20 protein-coding genes are annotated in these 20,145 nt (G+C 60.9%); 16 read left to right on the top strand and 4 right to left on the bottom strand.

Translation table 11 applies throughout. The features are described 5' to 3' along the window. Positions 1–155: 155 nt before the first annotated feature. On the bottom strand, positions 156–1,175 hold the full coding sequence (locus PJK54_RS07220; protein WP_084208699.1) for a D-2-hydroxyacid dehydrogenase: 1,020 nt from the start codon (positions 1,173–1,175) through the stop codon (positions 156–158). A gap of 314 nt (positions 1,176–1,489) precedes the next feature. Here PJK54_RS07220 and PJK54_RS07215 point away from each other — a divergent pair, with 314 nt between their 5' ends. The 13 genes from PJK54_RS07215 (at position 1,490) to PJK54_RS07155 (ending at position 13,401) form a co-directional block, all read left to right on the top strand. Then, positions 1,490–1,714, top strand: coding sequence for an FmdB family zinc ribbon protein (locus tag PJK54_RS07215; protein ID WP_136937831.1), 225 nt, complete (start codon positions 1,490–1,492; stop codon positions 1,712–1,714). 143 nt (positions 1,715–1,857) lie between these two features. Beyond that, positions 1,858–3,645 (top strand): aspartate--tRNA ligase, encoded by a 1,788-nt coding sequence (gene aspS, locus PJK54_RS07210; protein WP_191236994.1) that lies wholly within the window; start codon positions 1,858–1,860, stop codon positions 3,643–3,645. 249 nt (positions 3,646–3,894) lie between these two features. Continuing rightward, positions 3,895–4,473 carry a crossover junction endodeoxyribonuclease RuvC gene (gene ruvC / locus PJK54_RS07205; RefSeq protein ID WP_271302577.1) on the top strand — a complete coding sequence of 193 codons (579 nt, stop codon included), beginning with the start codon at positions 3,895–3,897 and terminating at the stop codon, positions 4,471–4,473. A gap of 408 nt (positions 4,474–4,881) precedes the next feature. Next, entirely contained in the window at positions 4,882–5,496 is a 615-nt protein-coding gene (ruvA, locus tag PJK54_RS07200; RefSeq protein WP_077376504.1) for a Holliday junction branch migration protein RuvA, read from the top strand. A gap of 204 nt (positions 5,497–5,700) precedes the next feature. Further along, a complete protein-coding gene (gene ruvB, locus PJK54_RS07195; protein WP_136937829.1) occupies positions 5,701–6,744 on the top strand; it encodes a Holliday junction branch migration DNA helicase RuvB in 1,044 nt (347 codons plus the stop codon). Further along, complete coding sequence (gene ybgC / locus PJK54_RS07190) at positions 6,744–7,190, top strand: tol-pal system-associated acyl-CoA thioesterase (protein ID WP_191237980.1); 447 nt, start codon at positions 6,744–6,746, stop codon at positions 7,188–7,190. Before ruvB ends, ybgC begins: the two co-directional genes overlap by 1 nt. A gap of 178 nt (positions 7,191–7,368) precedes the next feature. Continuing rightward, positions 7,369–8,046, top strand: a complete 678-nt coding sequence (gene tolQ, locus PJK54_RS07185; protein ID WP_077377369.1) for a protein TolQ — start codon at positions 7,369–7,371, stop codon at positions 8,044–8,046. A 14-nt stretch (positions 8,047–8,060) separates the two neighbouring features. Continuing rightward, positions 8,061–8,507 carry a protein TolR gene (tolR, locus tag PJK54_RS07180; protein WP_077376494.1) on the top strand — a complete coding sequence of 149 codons (447 nt, stop codon included), beginning with the start codon at positions 8,061–8,063 and terminating at the stop codon, positions 8,505–8,507. Between the two features lie 3 nt (positions 8,508–8,510). Further along, positions 8,511–9,707, top strand: a complete 1,197-nt coding sequence (tolA, locus tag PJK54_RS07175) for a cell envelope integrity protein TolA (protein WP_271302576.1) — start codon at positions 8,511–8,513, stop codon at positions 9,705–9,707. Beyond that, on the top strand, positions 9,704–10,996 hold the full coding sequence (gene tolB / locus PJK54_RS07170; RefSeq protein ID WP_077376488.1) for a Tol-Pal system beta propeller repeat protein TolB: 1,293 nt from the start codon (positions 9,704–9,706) through the stop codon (positions 10,994–10,996). The genes tolA and tolB overlap by 4 nt, the downstream gene beginning before the upstream one ends. 70 nt (positions 10,997–11,066) lie before the next feature. Continuing rightward, entirely contained in the window at positions 11,067–11,576 is a 510-nt protein-coding gene (gene pal, locus PJK54_RS07165) for a peptidoglycan-associated lipoprotein Pal (RefSeq protein ID WP_065392600.1), read from the top strand. Positions 11,577–11,714: 138 nt separating this feature from the next. Next, positions 11,715–12,485 (top strand): tol-pal system protein YbgF, encoded by a 771-nt coding sequence (gene ybgF, locus PJK54_RS07160; protein WP_077376485.1) that lies wholly within the window; start codon positions 11,715–11,717, stop codon positions 12,483–12,485. Between the two features lie 151 nt (positions 12,486–12,636). Further along, positions 12,637–13,401: a YciK family oxidoreductase gene (locus tag PJK54_RS07155; RefSeq protein WP_077376482.1), complete on the top strand. Its 765-nt coding sequence runs from the start codon at positions 12,637–12,639 to the stop codon at positions 13,399–13,401. 136 nt (positions 13,402–13,537) lie between these two features. On the opposite strand, the gene PJK54_RS07150 is transcribed toward PJK54_RS07155, so the two are convergent. Next, positions 13,538–14,224: an HAD-IA family hydrolase gene (locus tag PJK54_RS07150; RefSeq protein ID WP_084208694.1), complete on the bottom strand. Its 687-nt coding sequence runs from the start codon at positions 14,222–14,224 to the stop codon at positions 13,538–13,540. Further along, entirely contained in the window at positions 14,221–14,982 is a 762-nt protein-coding gene (gene ubiG, locus PJK54_RS07145; RefSeq protein ID WP_077376476.1) for a bifunctional 2-polyprenyl-6-hydroxyphenol methylase/3-demethylubiquinol 3-O-methyltransferase UbiG, read from the bottom strand. Before ubiG ends, PJK54_RS07150 begins: the two co-directional genes overlap by 4 nt. Before the next feature lie 226 nt (positions 14,983–15,208). Here ubiG and mtnA point away from each other — a divergent pair, with 226 nt between their 5' ends. From mtnA to PJK54_RS07130, 3 genes are all read left to right on the top strand, one after another. Then, complete coding sequence (gene mtnA, locus PJK54_RS07140; RefSeq protein WP_271302575.1) at positions 15,209–16,327, top strand: S-methyl-5-thioribose-1-phosphate isomerase; 1,119 nt, start codon at positions 15,209–15,211, stop codon at positions 16,325–16,327. Between the two features lie 231 nt (positions 16,328–16,558). After that, positions 16,559–17,443, top strand: a complete 885-nt coding sequence (gene galU, locus PJK54_RS07135) for a UTP--glucose-1-phosphate uridylyltransferase GalU (protein ID WP_077376470.1) — start codon at positions 16,559–16,561, stop codon at positions 17,441–17,443. Between the two features lie 3 nt (positions 17,444–17,446). Further along, a complete protein-coding gene (locus PJK54_RS07130; protein ID WP_176493901.1) occupies positions 17,447–18,733 on the top strand; it encodes a nucleotide sugar dehydrogenase in 1,287 nt (428 codons plus the stop codon). Between the two features lie 103 nt (positions 18,734–18,836). Here the strand turns inward: PJK54_RS07130 and PJK54_RS07125 are convergent, their stop codons facing one another. Next, the gene (locus tag PJK54_RS07125) at positions 18,837–19,961 is read right to left on the bottom strand and encodes an alcohol dehydrogenase family protein (protein WP_271302574.1); all 1,125 of its coding nucleotides are present in this window, start codon (positions 19,959–19,961) and stop codon (positions 18,837–18,839) included. Between the last annotated feature and the right edge of the window lie 184 nt (positions 19,962–20,145).

The raw sequence follows: 20,145 nt of genomic DNA, 5'->3' as shown, positions 1-20,145 counted from the left end.
GCTAGTTGCCATCGATGTCGCGTCATTCCTCTTGAATGACGCGGCAATTCCGACACAAGAAGGGGCCAGATACCTTGTGCATCTGGCCCCTTCTTGTGTCTATCCATGCCTCTGTCAGCGGGCGGGCATCGGAGTGCAGCCCCCTCGTCCATGTCTCAGACGTTTTCGCCGAGATAGGCCTCGATATTGGCAAGACTCAGATCGAGTATGTTCTGACGCGCTTCACGACTGATCCAGGCATTGTGGGGCGTGACGATGAGGTTCCATCCGGCCTCAGACGCCGTGCGGCCGTCAGCCAGCGCTGTCAGCAGGGCATGGCCTTCCCGGGGCGGTTCCTCCGGCAGGCTGTCGACGGCCAGTCCACCGAGGTGCCCACGCTTCAAGGCGGCAAGTGCAGCCTCTTCATCGATGATGCCACCGCGTGCACAGTTGATGAGCAGGGCACCGGGCTTCAGCAACGCCAGGGCCTGCTCGTCGATCAGATGGTGTGTCTCAGGCGTCAGTGGGCAGTGCAGGCTGATGACGTCCGCTTCAGGCAGGAGGTGTTTCAGGCTCGGTCGTTGAGACGTCGACTCACTGCCCGGGCGCGCGGCGAAGGTGACGCGCATGTCGAACGCCTCTGCCAACCTGCCCACGGCAGTCCCCAGCTCTCCCTTGCCGACGATCACCAGATGCTTGCCGGCCAGTTGCAGGGTGGGGCGGCCCATCAGGCAGAAGGTATTGCTGCGCTGCCATTCACCGCTCGCGACATCTCCCTGGTAGCCAGGCAGTTGTCCGGCCAGTGCCAGCATCAACATCCAGGTGTGCTGTGCGACAGAGGCGGTGCCATAGGCCGCGACGTTCATGACGCGTATGCCTTGCGCCCTTGCCGCTTCCATGTCGATGTTGTTGGTGCCGGTGGCCATGACGGCGATCAGCTTCAATGTCGGCAGGGCCTCCAGATGCTGCGCCTCCAGGCGTACCTTGTTGACCAGCACGATTTCGGCACCCTCCAGACGCTCCACGACCTGCTCGGGCAACGTGGCATCATGGCAGACAAGCCCATTGACCCGGTCCTTCAGGCGGCTGAAGTCAAGACCGTCGCCAAGTGATGCCATGTCGAGCATCACGGCCTGCGGGCCAGAACCAGCGGCAGCAGTAGGGGGAGTTGCAGATGCGAGTTGGGGATCAGACATCGGTGTCCTCATGACGTGAGACGGCCGGGCGGCAGTGAATGAGGCCTGACCCTGGCCGGGCATGACGGCGCATTGCCGGGAATCTATCGAGGTGTTGCCCCGCAAGGGGCCGAGCACGCTATAATGTGGCCCTTTCGCTTTGACTTGAAAGACGTTCAACTGGCCTTATTGTACGCGTTCCGAAGCTGTGCTTGAGATGTCACTCATATTGATGTCTCCGGCACGTCTGATGCAAGGGCGCCGCAAGGCATAACATTGTCATGGTCCGCGATTCGCATTCATGCGCTCGGGACCAGTATCGTCAGGAAAAAACCATGCCGATCTATGAATACCACTGCAAGGCCTGTGGCCATCGGATGGACAAGTTGCAGAAGATCAGCGCCGCGCCGCTGACGGAATGTCCGGAATGCAAGACGGACCAGCTGGAAAAGCTGGTATCCGCCGCCGGTTTCCGTCTGGCGGGCAGTGGCTGGTACGAAACGGATTTCAAGTCCGGCAGCAAGAAGAATCTGGCCGGAGGTGGCGATAGCTCGTCCTGATGTCTCCCGTCATCAGGCCAGCTGTCATGCCTGCCATCCATGTGCAAGGTCATGCATGAGTGGCAGGCATCTCCAGCGTCAGGCCCTCTGAGACAGACGCGCACCAGTGCGTCGATCACGAATTTGAGCAACAAGGAATCAACATGCGCAGCCACTATTGCGGCAAACTGAACGAGACCCTGATCGATCAGGATGTCACTCTGTGCGGGTGGGTGCACCGCCGTCGCGACCACGGTGGCGTCATCTTCCTCGACATGCGCGACCGTGACGGTATCGCCCAGATCGTCGTCGATCCGGACACCGTCGATGCCTTCGCCACTGCCGACAAGGCGCGCAGCGAGTACGTCCTGCGCATCAAGGGCCGTATTCGCATGCGCCCGGAAGGCACCCAGAACCCGAACATGCCGACAGGCATGATCGAAGTGCTGGCCAAGGATGTCGAAGTGCTCAACACCGCACAGACGCCGCCGTTCCAGCTGGACGACCACAACAAGGTCGGTGAGGAAGTTCGCCTCAAGTATCGTTATGTCGACCTGCGTCGTCCGGACATGATCGACAAGCTGCGCCTGCGTTCACGCATCACCCACAGCGTGCGTGCCCAGCTGGAAGCCCTGGGCTTCCTCGACATCGAAACCCCGATTCTCACGCGTGCCACGCCGGAAGGGGCACGTGACTATCTGGTGCCGAGCCGCACCTATGCCGGCAGCTTCTTCGCGCTGCCGCAGTCTCCGCAGCTGTTCAAGCAGCTGTTGATGGTCGCCGGTGTCGATCGTTACTACCAGATCGCCAAGTGCTTCCGTGACGAGGATCTGCGCGCCGATCGTCAGCCGGAATTCACCCAGATCGACCTCGAGGCCAGCTTCGTCGACGAGAAGGACATCATGGGCATGACCGAGACCATGATCCGTGGTCTCTACAAGGAAGTGCTGGATGTCGAGCTGGGCGACTTCCCGACCATGCCGTATTCCGAAGCCATGCAGCGCTTCGGTTCCGACAAGCCGGACCTGCGCATCCCGCTGGAGCTGGTCGATGTCGATGACCTGATGAGCGGCGTGGACTTCAAGGTCTTCTCCGGCCCGGCCAAGGATGACAAGGGCCGTGTCGCCGCGCTGCGTGTGCCGGGCGGTGCCAGCCTGTCACGCAAGGAAATCGACGCCTACACCAAGTTCGTCGGCATCTACGGTGCCAAGGGCCTGGCGTGGATCAAGGTCAACGAGCGTGCCAAGGGCATCGAGGGTCTGCAGTCGCCGATCGTCAAGTTCATGGAAGACGTCGTGGATGACGTGCTGGACCGCTGTGGCGCCGTCGATGGCGACATCGTGTTCTTCGGTGCCGACAAGGCCAACATCGTGGCCGAGGCCATCGGTGCGCTGCGCGTCAAGCTGGGCGAAGACCTCAACCTCTACACCCGCGAATGGGCACCGCTGTGGGTCGTCGACTTCCCGATGTTCGAAGCCGATGCCAATGGCCGCCTGAGCGCGCTGCACCACCCGTTCACCGCGCCGTCCTGCACCCCGGAAGAACTCAAGGCCGATCCGGAAGCGGCACTGTCTCGCGCCTATGACATGGTCATCAACGGCACTGAGCTGGGTGGCGGTTCCATCCGTATCCACGACCAGGCCATGCAGCGTACCGTGTTCGAAGTGCTGGGCATCGGCGAAGAGGAAGCGGAAGAGAAGTTCGGCTTCCTGCTCGACGCGCTCAAGTTCGGCGCGCCGCCCCATGGTGGTCTGGCCTTCGGTCTCGACCGTCTGGTCATGCTGATGACCGGCGCCAAGACCATTCGTGAAGTCATCGCCTTCCCGAAGACCCAGAGCGCTGGCTGCATGATGACCGACGCCCCGGGGGAAGTCAGCGGCGAGCAGCTCAAGGAGCTGAACATCCGTCTGCGTCAGAAGGTCAAGGTCGAAGAAGAAGGCGGTCAGGCCTGATCCAGGCGAATGACCCCGGGGTGATCAACCTCTCCTGACAGGCGCCATCAGCGCCCGGGAGAGGGGTAGTCCCGCGCAAGCGGGCAAGTGACCCCCGGCAAGGCGGTGTGAGACTGTTACCTGCAGATGATGCAGGCAATGACAGTGTCGCACCGCCTTTTTTGTGGCATTGTGGCTGGTTATATACACAGTAAGCTGGAAAGACGACAGGGGTGGAGCGGCAATGAGTGTGAGACGTGAGGCGGTGGCATGATCATTCTTGGCATTGATCCGGGATCACGCCTGACCGGTTACGGCGTACTGGACGTCTCGGCGGCTCAGCCCCGCTATGTGGACAGTGGCTGCATCCGCATGTCCCAGGTCAGCCTCGACCAGCGGTTGGCGCAGATCTACGCCGGTATCAGTGAAGTGATTGCCATGCATCGCCCGGCGGAGTTCGCCATCGAGCAGGTCTTCATGTCCAAGAATGCCGACTCCGCGCTCAAGCTCGGTCAGGCTCGTGGGGCAGCCATCGTGTGTGCGGCGAACCACGGCCTGCCGGTATCAGAGTATGGGCCGCGACAGATCAAGCAGGCTGTCACGGGGTCCGGTGCAGCAGACAAGACGCAGGTCCAGCATATGGTGACCCATACGCTCAAGCTGTCTGCAACGCCTCAGGCGGATGCCGCGGATGCTCTGGCCATCGCGCTGACACATTGCTTTGCACGCATGCGACTGACCCCGAGCAGCGCGCAGCTGGAGGCGTTGGGCCTGGGGGCGGGTGCAGGGCGCAAGAGTACCCGCGCACGACGCAGCAGTAGCTGGCGTGACTTTGAGCCGGGCAAATGAGGTGTCTGCCGGTCACGTAGGGTCTGAAGAGTGTCTGGTCAGGGGCTGAAGAGAGTGGGGAGCAGACTCCGGCGTGTGCCGAAGACGGCCTCTACAGGCGAGAAGTGACAAGCCCGCTTGCGCCAGATACGCTATCGTTATCAATAAATTCCAATTTTTCAGTCACTTGTGGGCTTGTTTTCACGATGTCAGGCAGCATCTTGCGTTCTGCTGGCATCCGCATGCTGCCTGCATCTGGTCTCATGGCGACAAGTGACTGTCAGATTCATGCGACAAAATCGTCGTGACACTCGGACATGCCGCCTGCACGTTATCTTTGGTAGGCTTGCCCGCAACGCAACAACCCGTGCCGCCTGACACCTGATGTCATGAGCAGGCGGCACTGAAGACTCAAGGACAGCCCGAAACATGATTGGACGTCTGACCGGGCGTTTGCTCGAAAAGCAGCCGCCTCATCTGGTACTCGATGTACAGGGTGTGGGCTATGAACTTGAAGCCTCCATGAATACCTTGCTGGGTCTGCCGGCTGTCGGGGAGGACTGTCAGCTGTTCACCCATCTGGTCGTGCGTGAAGACGCCCAGTTGCTCTATGGCTTCGGCAAGGAGCCGGAGCGTCGTCTGTTCCGGGAATTGATCAAGATTTCCGGGGTCGGGCCGCGCCTGGCGCTGGCGATTCTTTCGGGAATGGAGCAGGCCGATTTCATTCGCTGCGTGCACGACGAAGACAGTCGGGCACTGACTCGCTTGCCCGGCGTCGGCAAGAAGACGGCGGACCGCCTGATCATCGAGATGCGCGACCGGCTCAAGCATTGGACGATTCCGCAGGACGATGGTCTGTCGGAAATGGCGCGCGCTTCGCAGCCACAGCCGCCGGTTACCCATCCCCTGGCCGACGCCGAAGCCGCTCTGGTCGCGCTGGGCTACAAGCCGGTCGAGGCGGCCAAGATGCTCTCGGGACTCGAGACAGGTGCCTCCACGGAAGCCCTCATCAAGGCGGCGTTGGCCCGCAAGATGGCCAGCTAGCGCACGTGTCTCGTGCCTGATAGCGTGAATGACAGAATAGGCACGACCTGATTGGATTTATTGACTAGGGAATGGCCGGCGACTGGGGTAGAAAGTGCGCGCTTGATTGCATTGGCGCAAGATCATTTCACTGCCTCGGTCAGACCACCTCTCGCCACATGATTCATGTCTGCAGCATGAGTCATCAGGAGTTGAGCAAGCATCATGATGGAGTCGGATCGACTGATCTCCGCGGCCACGCATGATCCGGAAGAACGGATCGATCGCGCCAATCGGCCGCGAACGCTGAATGAGTATATCGGTCAGCCGATCGTGCGCGAGCAGATGGAAATCTTCATCAGTGCCGCTCGCGGTCGTGGCGATAGCCTGGATCACACCCTGGTATTCGGGCCCCCGGGACTTGGCAAGACCACTCTGGCACACATCATTGCCAGTGAGATGAGCGTGGACATCAAGTCGACGTCCGGACCGGTTCTGGAGCGGGCAGGTGACCTGGCCGCCATGCTGACGAATCTCCAGGAAGGCGATGTACTGTTCATCGACGAGATCCATCGCCTGTCACCGGCGGTCGAGGAAGTGCTGTATCCGGCGATGGAGGATTATCAGCTGGATATCATGATCGGTGAGGGCCCGGCTGCCCGCTCGATCAAGCTGGAACTGCCACGATTCACTCTGGTGGGGGCGACGACCCGGGCTGGTCTGTTGACCGCGCCCCTGCGAGATCGCTTCGGCATCGTTCAGCGCCTCGAGTTCTACGATATCGAGTCGCTGACCGGTATCGTCTCGCGCAGTGCGAAGCTGTCAGGCATGGAAGTGGAGATGGATGGCGCGCGCGAGATCGCACGACGCTCGCGAGGGACGCCGCGTATCGCCAATCGGCTCTTGCGGCGGGTGCGTGACTTTACCGAGGTGCGCGGCGATGGCCGTCTGACGCTGGATGTCGCGGACAAGGCGCTCAACATGCTCAATGTGGATAGCCACGGGCTGGATCATATGGATCGCCGGTTGCTGCTGTCGATGATCGAGAAGTTCGATGGCGGGCCCGTCGGAGTGGATTCGCTGGCGGCCGCCATCGGCGAGGAGCGCGATACCATCGAGGATGTGCTGGAGCCCTATCTGATTCAGCAGGGGTTCATGATGCGAACGGCGCGCGGGCGCGTCGTGACCAGTTCCGCCTATCAGCATTTCGGCATCACGCCGCGTGAGACCCAGGCGCGTCTGACGCCGGGTGGGAAGGAGGACGCATGATGTCGTCTCTGCAGACATCTAGACCCGGCGAGGAAACGTTGACTGAGCAGACGGGCGATTTTCATCATGCGGTGCGGGTCTATATCGAGGATACCGATGCGGGTGGCATCGTCTATTACGTCAATTACCTGCGCTTCATGGAACGCGCACGCAGTGAATGGCTGCGCGCACGTGGCTATTCCCAGCAGACACTTCTGGAGCGCGGTATCCAGCTTGTCGTGCACAGTGTGGCCAGTCGCTATCATCGTCCTGCGAGACTGGATGATCTGCTTCAGGTCACGGCAACGGCAGGTGAATTGCGGGGCGCGCGCCTTGTCTTTCATCAACAGGTGATGAAGGACGGGGTGATGTTGAGTGATGCCGAGGTGGTGATTGCCTGTGTCGATGCCAGCACATTGCGTCCGCGTCGATGGCCAGTGGAATTGCTGAACGCTCTTGAGGTCTGAGTCACCGATACCAGATTGACCGAGAGTCGCCGTGGTCAAGGCGTGAACGAGTGAGACGCCGTTGCAGCCATCCTTCTGGTCGGATGTCAGGCGACGGAGTCGGACGAATGTTAAGGGTGTCGCCTCACCGGCGGCACTGACTGAACCAAGTAAAAGAGGGATTTCCGTGGAAGATTCGATGTCGATCATTTCGCTGTTCGCGAATGCCAGCCTGGTGGTGCAATCCGTCATGTTGCTGCTGTTGGCGGCTTCCATCGCCTCCTGGGTAGTGATCTTCCAGCGGGGGATGGCATTGTCACGAGCGAAACAGGCGTATACCGCCTTTGAAAAGCGTTTCTGGTCCGGAGTGGATCTCAATCACCTCTACCGTGAATTGCCCAGTGAAGAAGAGGCGACGCCGGGTGCTGCAGGCGTCTTCCGTGCAGGCTTTCGTGAGTACAGTCGTCTCAAGCCCAAGTCCAGCAATGCCGATGCGGTGATGGACGGCGTTCAGCGCAGCATGCGTGTCACGCTGTCACGCGAGGAAGAACGTCTCAATATCCATCTTCCGTTCCTGGCCACCGTCAGCTCCGTAAGCCCCTATGTGGGTCTGTTCGGGACGGTGTGGGGCATCATGGGCTCTTTCCAGGCACTGGGGACTGCACAGCAGGCCACTCTGACCACTGTCGCTCCCTGGATTGCAGAAGCGCTGGTCGCCACCGCCATGGGGCTTTTTGCCGCGATTCCGGCAGTCATCTTCTATAACCGTCTGGCCAGCCGTGCCGATCAGCTGCTGGGCCGTTATGAAGACTTCGCCGAAGAGCTTCACTCCATTCTGCATCGCAATCTGCACGGCCGTGGCAGCAACGACGCCTGAAAGGAGAGTCGAGCATGAAAGGACCTTACAGCCGGGGGCACAAGCGCAAGCTGTCCTCTGAAATCAATGTGGTGCCCTTCATCGATGTCATGCTGGTGCTGCTGGTCATCTTCATGATCACCGCGCCGATGATGACCCAGGGGGTACAGGTCGAACTGCCCAAGGTCACCTCCAAGCCCATCGACAATCCTGATGACGTGACACCGCTGATCGTCTCGCTGGATGACAGCGGCAACTACTACATCGATCTGGGCTCTGATCAGGACAAGCGGACTCCCGTCGCCCTGGATGACCTGGGCAGCAAGGTGGCCGCCATCGTGTCGGAAAAGCCCAAGACACCCGTGCTGGTCAAAGGTGCCAAGACAGCGCCATATGGTGATGTGATGGGGCTGATGAGCACTCTGCAGGGGGCGGGCGTTCCCAATGTCGGGCTGATTTCAGAACCGCCGAACGAGGGCTGATGGATGAGTCAGCCGGAAATCGAAAAGCGTGCAGGCTATGGATTACCCGTCGTGCTGGCCGTGGGTCTGCATGTGGTCATCCTGGTACTGACCCTGGTGAGCTGGCCTGAGTCCGAGCCGGATCAGAGCAGCACGACCATCGTCAACGCGACGCTGGTCAGCACCGAAACGACGACCAATCAGCCCCAACAGGCCAAGGCCAGCAAGGCGCGGGACGCCGCCGAAGAGGCCGATGAGCGTCAGAGTGCCAAGGAGGAGGCCTCCCGGGAAGCGGAGCGCGCTGCAGAACAGCAGAAAAGTGCTGCGCGCGAGAAAGCCGCGCAGCTCAAGGCAGAGCAGGCCAAGGCTGCCGAGCAGGAGAAGGCGGCACAGGCCAAGGCGGCTGAGCAGTTGAAGGCGGAACAGCAAGCGGCTGCCGAGGCGGCAGACAAGGCCAAGGCAGATGCAGCGCGTCGGGCGGAAGAAGCCAAGGCGATTGCGCTTGAGCGCAAGAAGGCTGAAGCTGAAAAACAGGCCAAGGCAGACGCCTTGAAGAAGGCGGAAGCCGAAAAGGCGGCCAAGGCCAAGGCGGAAGCGGAGAAGGCCGCCAAGGAAAAGGCAGCCGAGGAAGCGCGCAAGAAAGCCGAGGCGGAAAAAGCCGCGAAGGCCAAGGCAGAGGCTGAAAAGGCGGCCAAGGCCAAGGCGCAGGCTGAAAAGGAAAAGGCAGCCAAGGCAGCCGCCGAGAAAGCGGCGAAGGAAAAGGCGGCCAAGGAAAAGGCAGCGGAAGAGGCTCGCAAGAAGGCAGCCGCGGAGGCCGCGCGCCAGAAGGCGCTTGCCGAGAAGGCGGCACAGGCATCAGCCGGGTCACTGGATAGTCTGATCGACAGCGAAAGTGACGCCATCAGTGGCGCCAAGCAGGCCGCACAGGCGGCCAATGGCTTTGAGAGTCTGCTCAAGAAGTATGTCGGGCAGAACTGGAATCGGCCTTCAGGTACCGTACCCGGCATGACGGTGACGCTGCGCGTCTCATTGCTGCCGACAGGAGAACTTGTTTCGGCTGCGGTCAGCAAGAGCAGTGGCAATGCCGCCTTTGATCGTTCCGCGATTCAGGCGATACAGAAAGCAGCACCGTTTACCGAGATGCAGGACCTGCCGGCTTCAGCCAAGAGCCAGTTCCGCAACTTCAATCTGTACTTCAATCCAGAGGACCTGGGCCGATGAGACGAGTGACTACATGGATGATGGCAGCCGCCATGCTGGTCGTGACCAGCATGGCGCGAGCGGACCTGACCATCGAGATCACCAAGGGCAATGACAGCGCGACGCCGATCGCCGTGGTGCCGTTCGAGAACCTGACGGGGGGAAGTCTCCCTCAGGATCTGGCCCGTATCATCTCGGATGATCTGGCGCGCAGCGGCCAATTCGAGCCGATCAAGCGTGACAACCTGATCGCGCTGCCGGGGACTACCCAGGATGTCTTCGTCAATGACTGGAAGCGTCTCGGCGCCAGCTATCTGGTGGTCGGGCAGGTCAAGAATGCGAGCAGCGGTGGCTACAGCATTCAATACGAGCTGATGGATGTGCTCGGGAACAAGCGCATGCTGGGAGAAGTCATCACGGGCAGTGATGGCCAGTTGCGTTCGCGCGCCCATTACATGAGTGATGAAATATTTGAGGAAATCACTGGAATTCGCGGTGCTTTCTCGACAAAAATCGCCTACATTACCGCCAATGGCGTGGGTGACAACATTCGTTTCGCACTGTATGTTGCCGACTCGGATGGCCATGGTAGTCAGGAGATTCTTGCATCCGATGAACCGATCATGTCTCCTGCATGGTCGCCGGATGGAAAGAAACTGGCGTACGTGAGTTTCGAATCAGAACGGCCTGCGATTTATGTTCAGGAGCTGGGAAGTGGTCGTCGTGCCAAACTGACCGGTTTCCGTGGCATCAATGGTGCTCCGGCCTGGTCTCCGGATGGCCGCAAGTTGGCGATGGCATTGTCAAAGGATGGTCAGCCCGAGATTTATGTGATGGATATCGCGTCACGCAAATTCCAACGTCTGACCAACAATCCTGCGATCGATACCGAGCCGGACTGGCTGCCGGATGGCAGTGGCATGGTCTTCACGTCTGATCGTGCCGGCTCGCCGCAGATCTATCGTCTTGATCTTTCCGGGGGTACTGAACGCGTGACGTTTACCGGAAACTACAATTCCCGTGGGCGTGTGTCGCCCGATGGGGAAACCCTGTTCATGATCAATCGCTCGGGCAACGGTTATCAGGTTGCCAAGCAGGATCTGAAGAGTGGTCGAGTGACATCCCTCACGGATACTCAGTGGGATGAATCTCCAAGTGTTGCACCGAATGGCACTATGGTGATATATGCCACTCAGCAAGGAACCCGTGGGGTCCTGGGCGAGGTCTCGGCAGACGGAAGAGCACAATTTTCCCTGCCGTCACCACAAGGCGAAGTGCGTGAACCTGCGTGGTCGCCGTTCCTGAACTAAACCACTAGAATGCATCCGAGTCACAAAGAAAGGCTTGGCATTCGTTTTCATTAGAGCAAGGAGTTTTACAATGCAGTTCACCCCGTATGCAAAAGGTCTGTTGGTTGCCCTGTCCCTGAGCGTCATGGCCGGTTGTTCCAGCAGCGGTGGCGCCCAGGACGGCGACATGGATTCAGCCAACAGCGGTGCCAACACTGCCGGCATGAACTCTGGTGCCAACACCAACGGCAACCAGATGAGCAACGCTTCCATGCCTGACGTGCGTACCATCTACTTCGCATTCGACAAGGACACCATCCGTCCTGAATTCGAAAGCGTCCTGATGGGCCACGCCCAGTACCTGAAGGCCAACACCAGCGCCAACGTTGTTCTGGAAGGCCACGCTGATGAGCGCGGTACTCGTGAATACAACCTGGGTCTGGGCGAGCGTCGTGCCAAGTCTGTCGCACGCTTCCTGACTGTTCAGGGTGTGTCTCCGTCCCAGATCGAGATCGTCTCCTACGGTGAAGAGCGTCCGGCCGTTCAAGGTCACGGCGAATCTTCCTATGCCAAGAACCGTCGTGTGGTCTTCGACTACTGAGTTCGGCAATCTCTCTGAGGTCCCTGCGGGATAACAGAGACGCTTGAAACTTGTGTTGAGCAGGCCTGAGTCCCAAGGGCAACCTTGAGGCTCGGGCCTTCTCGCACGGCAACATGATGATTCGGCGGAGCCGACAGCATGAAAGACAGCCTGAAATGGTTGTGCGGTGTGGGAGCCCTGGCGCTTCCGTTGTCAGTTGCAGCCGCACCCGCAGTGGAAGACCTTACCGTACAGTCCAACTCGCTTTATCAGCAGGCCAACACTCGCTTGAGTGGTGGCGGCACCCTGACCCTTCTCAACCAGCTTGATGAGCAGGCCCAGGAAATTGCGCGGCTGCGCGGGCGTGTCGATGAACTGGAATATCAGTTCAAGCGACTCACCGAGATGTCGCAGCAACGTTACCTGGACCTGGAGCAACGTGTTTCGGGAACAAGTCCAGCCGGTGAGAACGGTCAGGAGGTCGATGCGCAGACCGCAGCCGCGGTCAGTGGTGGTGCGGGCAGCAATGCCAGCAGCGCCAATGCCTCCAGTGGAGGGGATGCCCAGAAGGATTACGAGAACGCCTTTGCCAAGGTGCAGTCGCGTGATTTCGACGGAGCGATCGATGCCTTTGAATCCTTTGTGGTGGATCACGGGGATTCCAATCTCGCGGCCAATGCCCATTATTGGTTGGGGGAATTGTATTCCGCGAAGAATCAACTGGATGCTTCTGCCCAGGCCTTTGATACTGTCATCAGTGAGTTCTCGCAATCCAGCAAGGTGCCGGATGCGATGTACAAGCTGGGACTCGTCAAGGCGCGGCAGGGCAAGGCGCAGGAAAGTCGCAAGTTGCTCGAGGAACTGGTTCGCCAGTACCCCGACAGCAAGGCCGGCGGAATGGCCAAGGATTTCCTCGCCTCTGGCGCATGACGCCAGATGATGATGACAAAGCCCGCACTTGTTGACTGACAAGGCGGGCTTTGTGCGTTCTGACATGCGCCCGCATGTCATCGATACACCTCAGGCCTTGCCCTTCGGGTCAGCCTCTCGGCAAGGCCAGCGTTCAGGACGGGATATCCTCATGGCGGAATGCAAGATCGATTATCAGGCACCAGCGGATCTGCTGAAAGGGCGAATCATTCTCGTGACTGGTGCAGGCTCGGGCATCGGTCGTGAAGCAGCCATTGACTATGCCAGGCATGGCGCGACCGTCATCTTGCTGGGGCGCACCATTGCCAAGCTCGAGGAAGTCTATGACGAGATCGAAGCATTGGGGGCTCCTCAGCCAGCGATCTACCCGCTGAACTTCGAAGGGGCCACGCTCAAGGATTACCAGCAGATGGCGGAAACGCTCGACAAGGAATTCGGGCGACTCGATGGAGTGCTGCACAATGCCAGTCTGCTGGGCAAGATCACCCCGTTCGAGCAGTATGATCCGGCGTTGTGGGAGCAGGTCATGCAGGTCAATATCAATGGGCCTATCTGGATGTTGCAGGCGCTGCTGCCACTGCTGAAAGCGTCTCGGGATGCGTCCGTGGTGCTGACGAGTTCCAGTGTCGGCCGCAAGGGGCGTGCTTTCTGGGGGGCCTACAGTGTCTCGAAGTTCGCCACCGAAGGCTTTTCACAGCTCTTGGCACAGGAACTCGAGAATACCAGTCAGGTCCGCGTGAATACCCTCAATCCCGGTGGGACTCGAACGTCGATGCGCAAGTCGGCCTTCCCGGCGGAAGACCCGGATACCCTGCGTACACCAGCCGACATCATGCCAAGCTACCTGTGGCTGATCGGTCCGGAGAGTCGTGGCCGCACCGGCGAGATGTTCGATGCCCAGCCGCCCAGGACGTGAGATGTCCGAGCGGGTGACAGTGACGAGCACTTGATGGTGAGAAGTTGTCACTGACAGAATTGCCTGCAATGAAAACGCCGACGGCCATGGCCGTCGGCGTTTTCATTGGCAGGGCGTCAGGGTATCGCGCGCCGCGTCAGCGCAGTTCCGCTGCGCGCAAAGCGGCATTGATGACTTCTTCCGAGGTGTCGAACCACACATCGGCAGGCCAGGCGTCCACATCATCCCCGTCGCGGACGTAGCCATAGCGCACGGCGACCGCCAGCATGCCCGCCGCGCGCGCCGCCTGCATGTCGCGATCATGATCCCCGAGATACCAGCATCGTGACGGTTCGACGCCGAGGAGGCGGGCCGCCTCCCACAATGGCTCAGGATGGGGCTTCTTGACGGGCAGGTCATCAGCGCACAGCAGACAGCCCGGAGTGAGCGCCAGGGACTCGATCAGCGGCTCGGCGAACTGACGCGGCTTGTTGGTCACGATCCCCCAGGGCAGGCCGTTGCGCTGACAGATCTCGATCAGGGCGTCATAGCCCGGGAACAGCTCGCTGTGGGCCGCGACATCACGGGCATAGAAGTCCAGCAGGCGTGTACGCTCCTCGGCATGCGAGGGATGATCGATGTCGTGACCCAGCGCCAGTCTCACCAGGGCGCTTCCGCCATGCGAGACCTCGGCGCGAATCACCTCATAGCTCAGTTCCGGCAAGGCATGATGGCTACGCAGCTCGTTGGTCGCACGCGCCAGGTCCGGCGCAGTGTCCACCAGGGTGCCATCGAGATCGAAGATCAGCGCAGCGGGACGGGGCAGTGCGGCCGGCAGACTCATGCGAGTTCGTCTTCCGTCGGGCGGCGCGTATGCATCAGATAGTTGACGCTGAGGTCGGCGGTGTTGAGGCGATATTTACGGGTCAGCGGGTTGTAGGTCATGCCGGTGGAACCCTCCATCTTGAGGCCCGCTTCACGCGTCCAGCGGCCAAGCTCAGCCGGGCGGATGAACTTGCGGTACTCATGCGTGCCGCGTGGCAGCATCTGCAGCAGGTATTCGGCACCGATGATCGCGAAGGCGTACGCCTTGGGATTGCGATTGATGGTCGAGAAGAACACCTTGCCTCCCGGCTTGACCAGTCGCGCGCAGGCGTTGATCACCGAGGAAGGGTCAGGAACATGCTCGAGCATCTCGAGACAGGTCACGACATCGAACTGTCCCGCCATTTCCTCGGCGGCAGCTTCCGCGGTGGTCTGGCGATAATCGACTTCCACACCGGATTCCAGCTGATGCAGGCGTGCCACTGACAGCGGGGCTTCGCCCATGTCGATCCCGGTCACGGTGGCGCCACGGTGAGCCATGGCCTCGGACAGGATGCCGCCGCCACAACCGACATCGATGACTCGCTTGCCCGCGAGTCCGGCATGGGTGTCGATGTAATCGACGCGCAGCGGGTTGATGTCGTGGAGTGGCTTGAACTCGCTGTCGCGGTCCCACCAGCGGCTGGCGAGCGCGGAGAATTTGGCGATTTCGCTGGCATCGACGTTGCCCAGATGATCCGGGGCAGTGGAATCTTGCTTGGCGTCGCTATGGCTCATGATCGGATCCTTACCGTTACGGAAGTGCATCGCAAGCATGCACGCCCCTGTACAGACGCGTCACCCTCGGGCACGATTCCTCCATTCTAATCCGCCTGTCGTCGCGGGTCAGCGGTAACTGCAAAAAACTCGTCATGACGGGAACTTGCAGATGGCCTCAGCCATTATCGCGCCGCGGTGTTCTCCAGTGCGAACCCCTTTGTCCGTGAGCCTACAGGGAAGTGTCATGAGCCTGATTCCAATTCGCTGGCTGACCCAGTCATACAATGCCACCGGTAGCGACGAAGATGCCTTGCCGCGACTGGCACTGCTGGATCAACGTCTGCTGCCGGGCGAGACCCGAGAGATCGAACTGCGGGATGCAGACGGCGTGGCTCGCGCCATTGCCGACATGGTAGTGCGTGGTGCACCGGCCATCGGCATCGCGGCCGCCTATGGTGTGGCACTGGAGGCGGTTCGCGCCGCACATGAGGGCGGGGCATGGGGGGCGCGTCTGGAAGCGGCCTGCGAGGTTCTGGCGGCTTCTCGGCCGACGGCGGTCAATCTGTTCTGGGCGCTGGATCGCATGCGTACGGTGATCGCTGCGCACGCCACGCGTGAGCTTGCCCCCCACGAGGCACTGTTGCGGGAAGCCGTGCGCATTCATGAGCAGGATCTCGAGGACAATCTGCGCATGGCGGAATTCGGTGCGCAGGTGATTGCCGCGTCCCTGTCGACCGACACCCCCCACTGTGAGGTGATGACGCACTGCAATACCGGTGCGCTGGCGACTGGGGGGCACGGTACCGCTCTGGGCGTGATTCGCACGGCGTACGCTCAGGGGCTGATCAGCCGCGTCCATGTCAATGAGACGCGCCCCTGGTGGCAGGGAGCTCGACTGACCGCCTGGGAACTGGTGCAAGAAAAGATTCCCGCCCGACTGGCCGTGGAGGGGGCCGCCTCGCTGATCATGCAATCCAGGGACGGCGATGGCGATGTGCGCTGGTTGATCGTCGGTGCGGACCGCATCGCGGCCAATGGCGACACGGCCAACAAGATCGGCACCTTCTCCCTGGCGGTCCAGGCGCGTGCCCACGGCGTCAAGGTGATGGTGGTGGCGCCCCTTGCCACCTTCGATGCCAGTCTGGACAGTGGGGCCGCCATCCCCATCGAGACTCGCGATGCCGATGAGCTGCGTCAGGCAGGAAATCGCAGGATCGCTCCCGATGAGATCGAGGTCTTCAATCCGGTCTTCGATGTCACACCGCATGAGTATATTGATGCCATCGTCACCGAGCATGGTGTGGTAGAGTCGCCCGATAGCGACAGTGTGGGTGCCCTGCTGGGGCGTGCCCAGCGTCGCTGAGAAGGCACCCTGTCCGCGGAGCGAAGGCTTCGCGTGGACTGGCCCGTCATGGACGTCTCAGACAGCCGATCTGATGGGCCAGTGTGGAAAATCTGCGGTCAATTCGCACTTTTTTGCCAAACTGGCATAATCCCTGCCTAGATTTCAGGACGGTCGCCATCTCGTCCGGGCGGCAGTAACTCGGTAGAGTCGTCACGATCTGCCACGACATAGACACAAGGAAGACGCTTCATGATACGCAAGGCTGTATTGCCTGTTGCAGGTCTCGGAACTCGTTGCCTGCCGGCCTCCAAGGCCATCCCCAAGGAAATGATCACCATCGTCGACAAGCCGGTGATCCAGTATGTGGTGGAAGAAGCGGTTGCGGCGGGTATCAAGGAAATCGTCCTGGTCACCCATTCCAGCAAGAATGCCATCGAGAACCACTTCGACAAGCACTTCGAGCTCGAGACGACTCTGGAAGCCAAGGGCAAGTTCGAGCTGCTCGAGGAACTTCGTCACATCATTCCGGATGACGTCAAGATCATCAGCGTGCGTCAGCCGGAACCGCTGGGTCTGGGCCATGCGGTGCTGTGTGCCAAGCCAATCGTCGGAGACGAGCCTTTCCTGGTGATGTTGCCGGACGTGCTGGTCGACGGCGAAGGTCTCGAGAAGAATGACCTGGCGCGGATGATGGAGGCCTATGAAGCCACCAATGCCGCCCAGATCATGGTCGAGAACGTGCCCCAGGAGATGGCCTACAAGTACGGTATCGTCGCCATCGATGGCGAGACGCCGGAAGCGGGCAAGTCCGCGATGATCAGCGGGATGGTCGAGAAGCCGGCACCGGGCACCGAACCCTCCACTCTGGCGGTGATCGGTCGTTACCTGCTGCCGGGTCGCATCTTCGAGTTGCTCGAGAATACCCCGCCGGGTGCCGGTGGCGAGATCCAGCTGACCGATGCCATCGATACCCTGCGCGATGACAAGGCGGTCGCCGCCTATCGCATGGCCGGTGATACCTATGACTGCGGCCATCAGCTGGGCTATCTGGAAGCCACCATTTCCTTCGCCAAGCGTCACCCGAAATTCGGGGAAGGCTTCCGCGAGCTGATGACCCGCTATCAGGAGAAATGAGCCATGCAGGTGCTGGTGCACGGAAGCGAACTGGCGGCTGCCACGGCCAGTGCCGCCTTGGCGAGTGTCGGCCACAATGTCTGGTGGTGGCCGCATGAAGACATGGACTGGGAGTCACTGGACCGGGTCGACTGGCTGAACAGTGAGCCTGGCCTGCGAGAGCGGCTGGACCGCCACGTCGAACGTGGCGATCTGACGCTGGTGAAGGGGCTTGGTTCACTGCGTCGCATCGATGTGCACTGGGTGGCCGTCTCGCCGGATCAACGTGAGGGTGCTCTGGCGCGTATCGAGCAGGTCGTCGCGGCACTCGCGGAGCCGACGGTGCTGGTCAACAATTCGACCTTTCCTGTCGGGACCACCGAGCGTTTCGAGGCGCTGCTGTCGCGGGATGATCAATATGCGGTGGCCTTGCCGGACATGCTGGAAGAGGGGCGCTCACTGGCGACCTTCGAGCGCCCCGCGCGCTGGTTGCTGGGCAGCGAGTCCGAGGTCGCGACACGTCGCGTCCAGGAGCTTCTGCGCGCCTTCAATCGTCGGGAAGATGTGTTCCAGATCATGCCGCGCCGCGCCGCCGAGCTGACCAAGCTGGCCATCAATGGCATGTTGGCGACCCGGATCAGTTACATGAACGAAGTCGCCGGGCTTGCGGATTCCCTCGAGGTGGACGTCGAGTACGTGCGCCAGGGCATGGGCGCCGACCCGCGCATCGGCTTCGGCTATCTGTATCCGGGCTGTGGCTTCGGTGGTCCCAACTTCTCGCGCGACCTGATGCGTCTGGCCGATGTCCAGCATGAGACCGGACGTGAATCGCTGCTGCTCGAGCATGTTCTCGACATCAACGAGGCCAAGAAGGAGACGCTGTTCCGTAAGCTGTGGCAGCACTTCGATGGCGAGCTGCGCGGTCGCACCATCGCCATCTGGGGGGCGGCGTTCAAACCGGGCACGGCGCGTATCGACCATGCGCCGGTGTTGACGCTGCTCGAGGCGTTGTGGGCTCAGGGCGTGCGCGTTCGTGTTCATGATCCGGCGGCGCTGTCCGCGTTGGGCGAGGCCTGTGGCGCGCACCCCTTGCTGGAGTTGGTCGATGGCAACATGTACGACGCCCTCGAAGGGGCGGACGCCCTGATGCTGGTCACCGAATGGAAGTGTTACTGGAATCCGGACTGGCAGCGTCTCAAGCGTGAGCTGGGCGCGAAGCTGGTGCTGGACGGTCGCAATATCTATGACCCCAGCTACGTGGCCAGCCAGGGGCTGACCTACCGAGGCATCGGGCGTCGCGCGACGCCGTGACACCGTCTCGGCACCTGACGAATGTGCATGACATTCGCCTGGCATGAACAAGGCCCCATCCGGCAACGGATGGGGCCTTTTCCTTGGTCACTCCTGTGGCTCATCAGGCCCAGGGCTCAAGCACGAACTTGCCGACATGGGTCTTCTCGAGGAAGGCCTTCTGGGCCTTGGCGATATCCTTCAGCGGGAAGCTCGCCGCGATCAAGGGGCGAATCTCTCCGCGCTCCACGTAGCGCACGAGATTGGGGAAGGTCGCCTTGCACCAGGCGGTGGTGCCCAGCAGGCGGAGATTCTTGAGGTACAGATCACGCAGGTCCAGGGTGACCATGGGCCCGGCGATGGCACCGGTGGTCACCAGCCGCCCACCACGTGACAACAGCTTGAGCATCACCGGGAAGGTATCGCCGGCGACATTGTCGACCACCAGATCGACGGATTCCTGCCCGAGTTCGGCGACCAGGTCCGCATGGCGATCAAACAGTCTGTCGACCCCCAGCGTGCGCAGGGCCTCATGCTTGGAAGCGCCTGCCACTGCATAGACGATGGCGCCACGTCGCTTGGCCAGTTGCAGGGTGGCGGAGCCCACGCCGCCCGACGCGCCGGTGACCAGTACGCGTTCGCCGGATGTGAGCTCGGCCTGTTCCAGCATGTTCTCCGCTGTGCCATAGGCGCAGGGCAGTGAGCCCAGTTCCACGTCGCTCCAGTCACATTCAATCGGGAAGACGTCACTGGCCCGGATACTGACGAATTGCGCGAAGGCGCCATCGAAGTCAGAGCCCATCCATTCGTTTTCCAGTGACTCCCAGCCTGCACTGCGCATGCAGGCCCGCACCAGTACGCGCTTGCCGAGCAGCGCTGTGTCGGCACCTTCGCCGAGCGCGACCACTTCACCGCAGCAGTCGGTTCCCTGGATCAGGGGGAAGGGCGTCTCGCCTTTCCAGCCACCTTCAGGCGGGACCGGCTTGTCGATTGTCGTCTCGCCAGGCGAGGTGTCGTGCTGGCTGCTGGCCTGGTTCGTGGCCGTGGTGATGCTGGAGGAATACCAGCCAAGGCGCGTATTGATCTCGGTATTGTTCATGCCAGCCGCCAGTACCTTGATCAGCACTTCCCCTTTGTCTGGCACAGGGACAGGCCGTTCTTGCGCCTCGAGGCGTTCATAGCCGCCGTGGCCGGTGGTCACGATGGCGAGCATGGTGTCGGGTAACGAGGACGTGGTATCGGATAGCATGACGTTCCCTCTGGGGATGACGGAAGAGTAGAGTGAATGTTCTACCTTGCAGGCTAGCAAATGGCGAGGCGGCATGTCATCTGCAAGCGCGCTTCGTAAAGGATCATCAGGCGATAGGGGAGCCAGAAACCAAAAGACCCCGCCGATTGGCGGGGTCTTTCCTTGCACCATCCTCTCACTCGAA

The organism is Cobetia sp. MMG027 (assembly GCF_027947415.1).
Classification (GTDB): Bacteria; Pseudomonadota; Gammaproteobacteria; order Pseudomonadales; family Halomonadaceae; genus Cobetia; species Cobetia marina.
The sequence above is the reverse complement of the archived record's forward strand: the minus strand, read 5'-3'. Positions and strand labels throughout refer to the sequence as shown.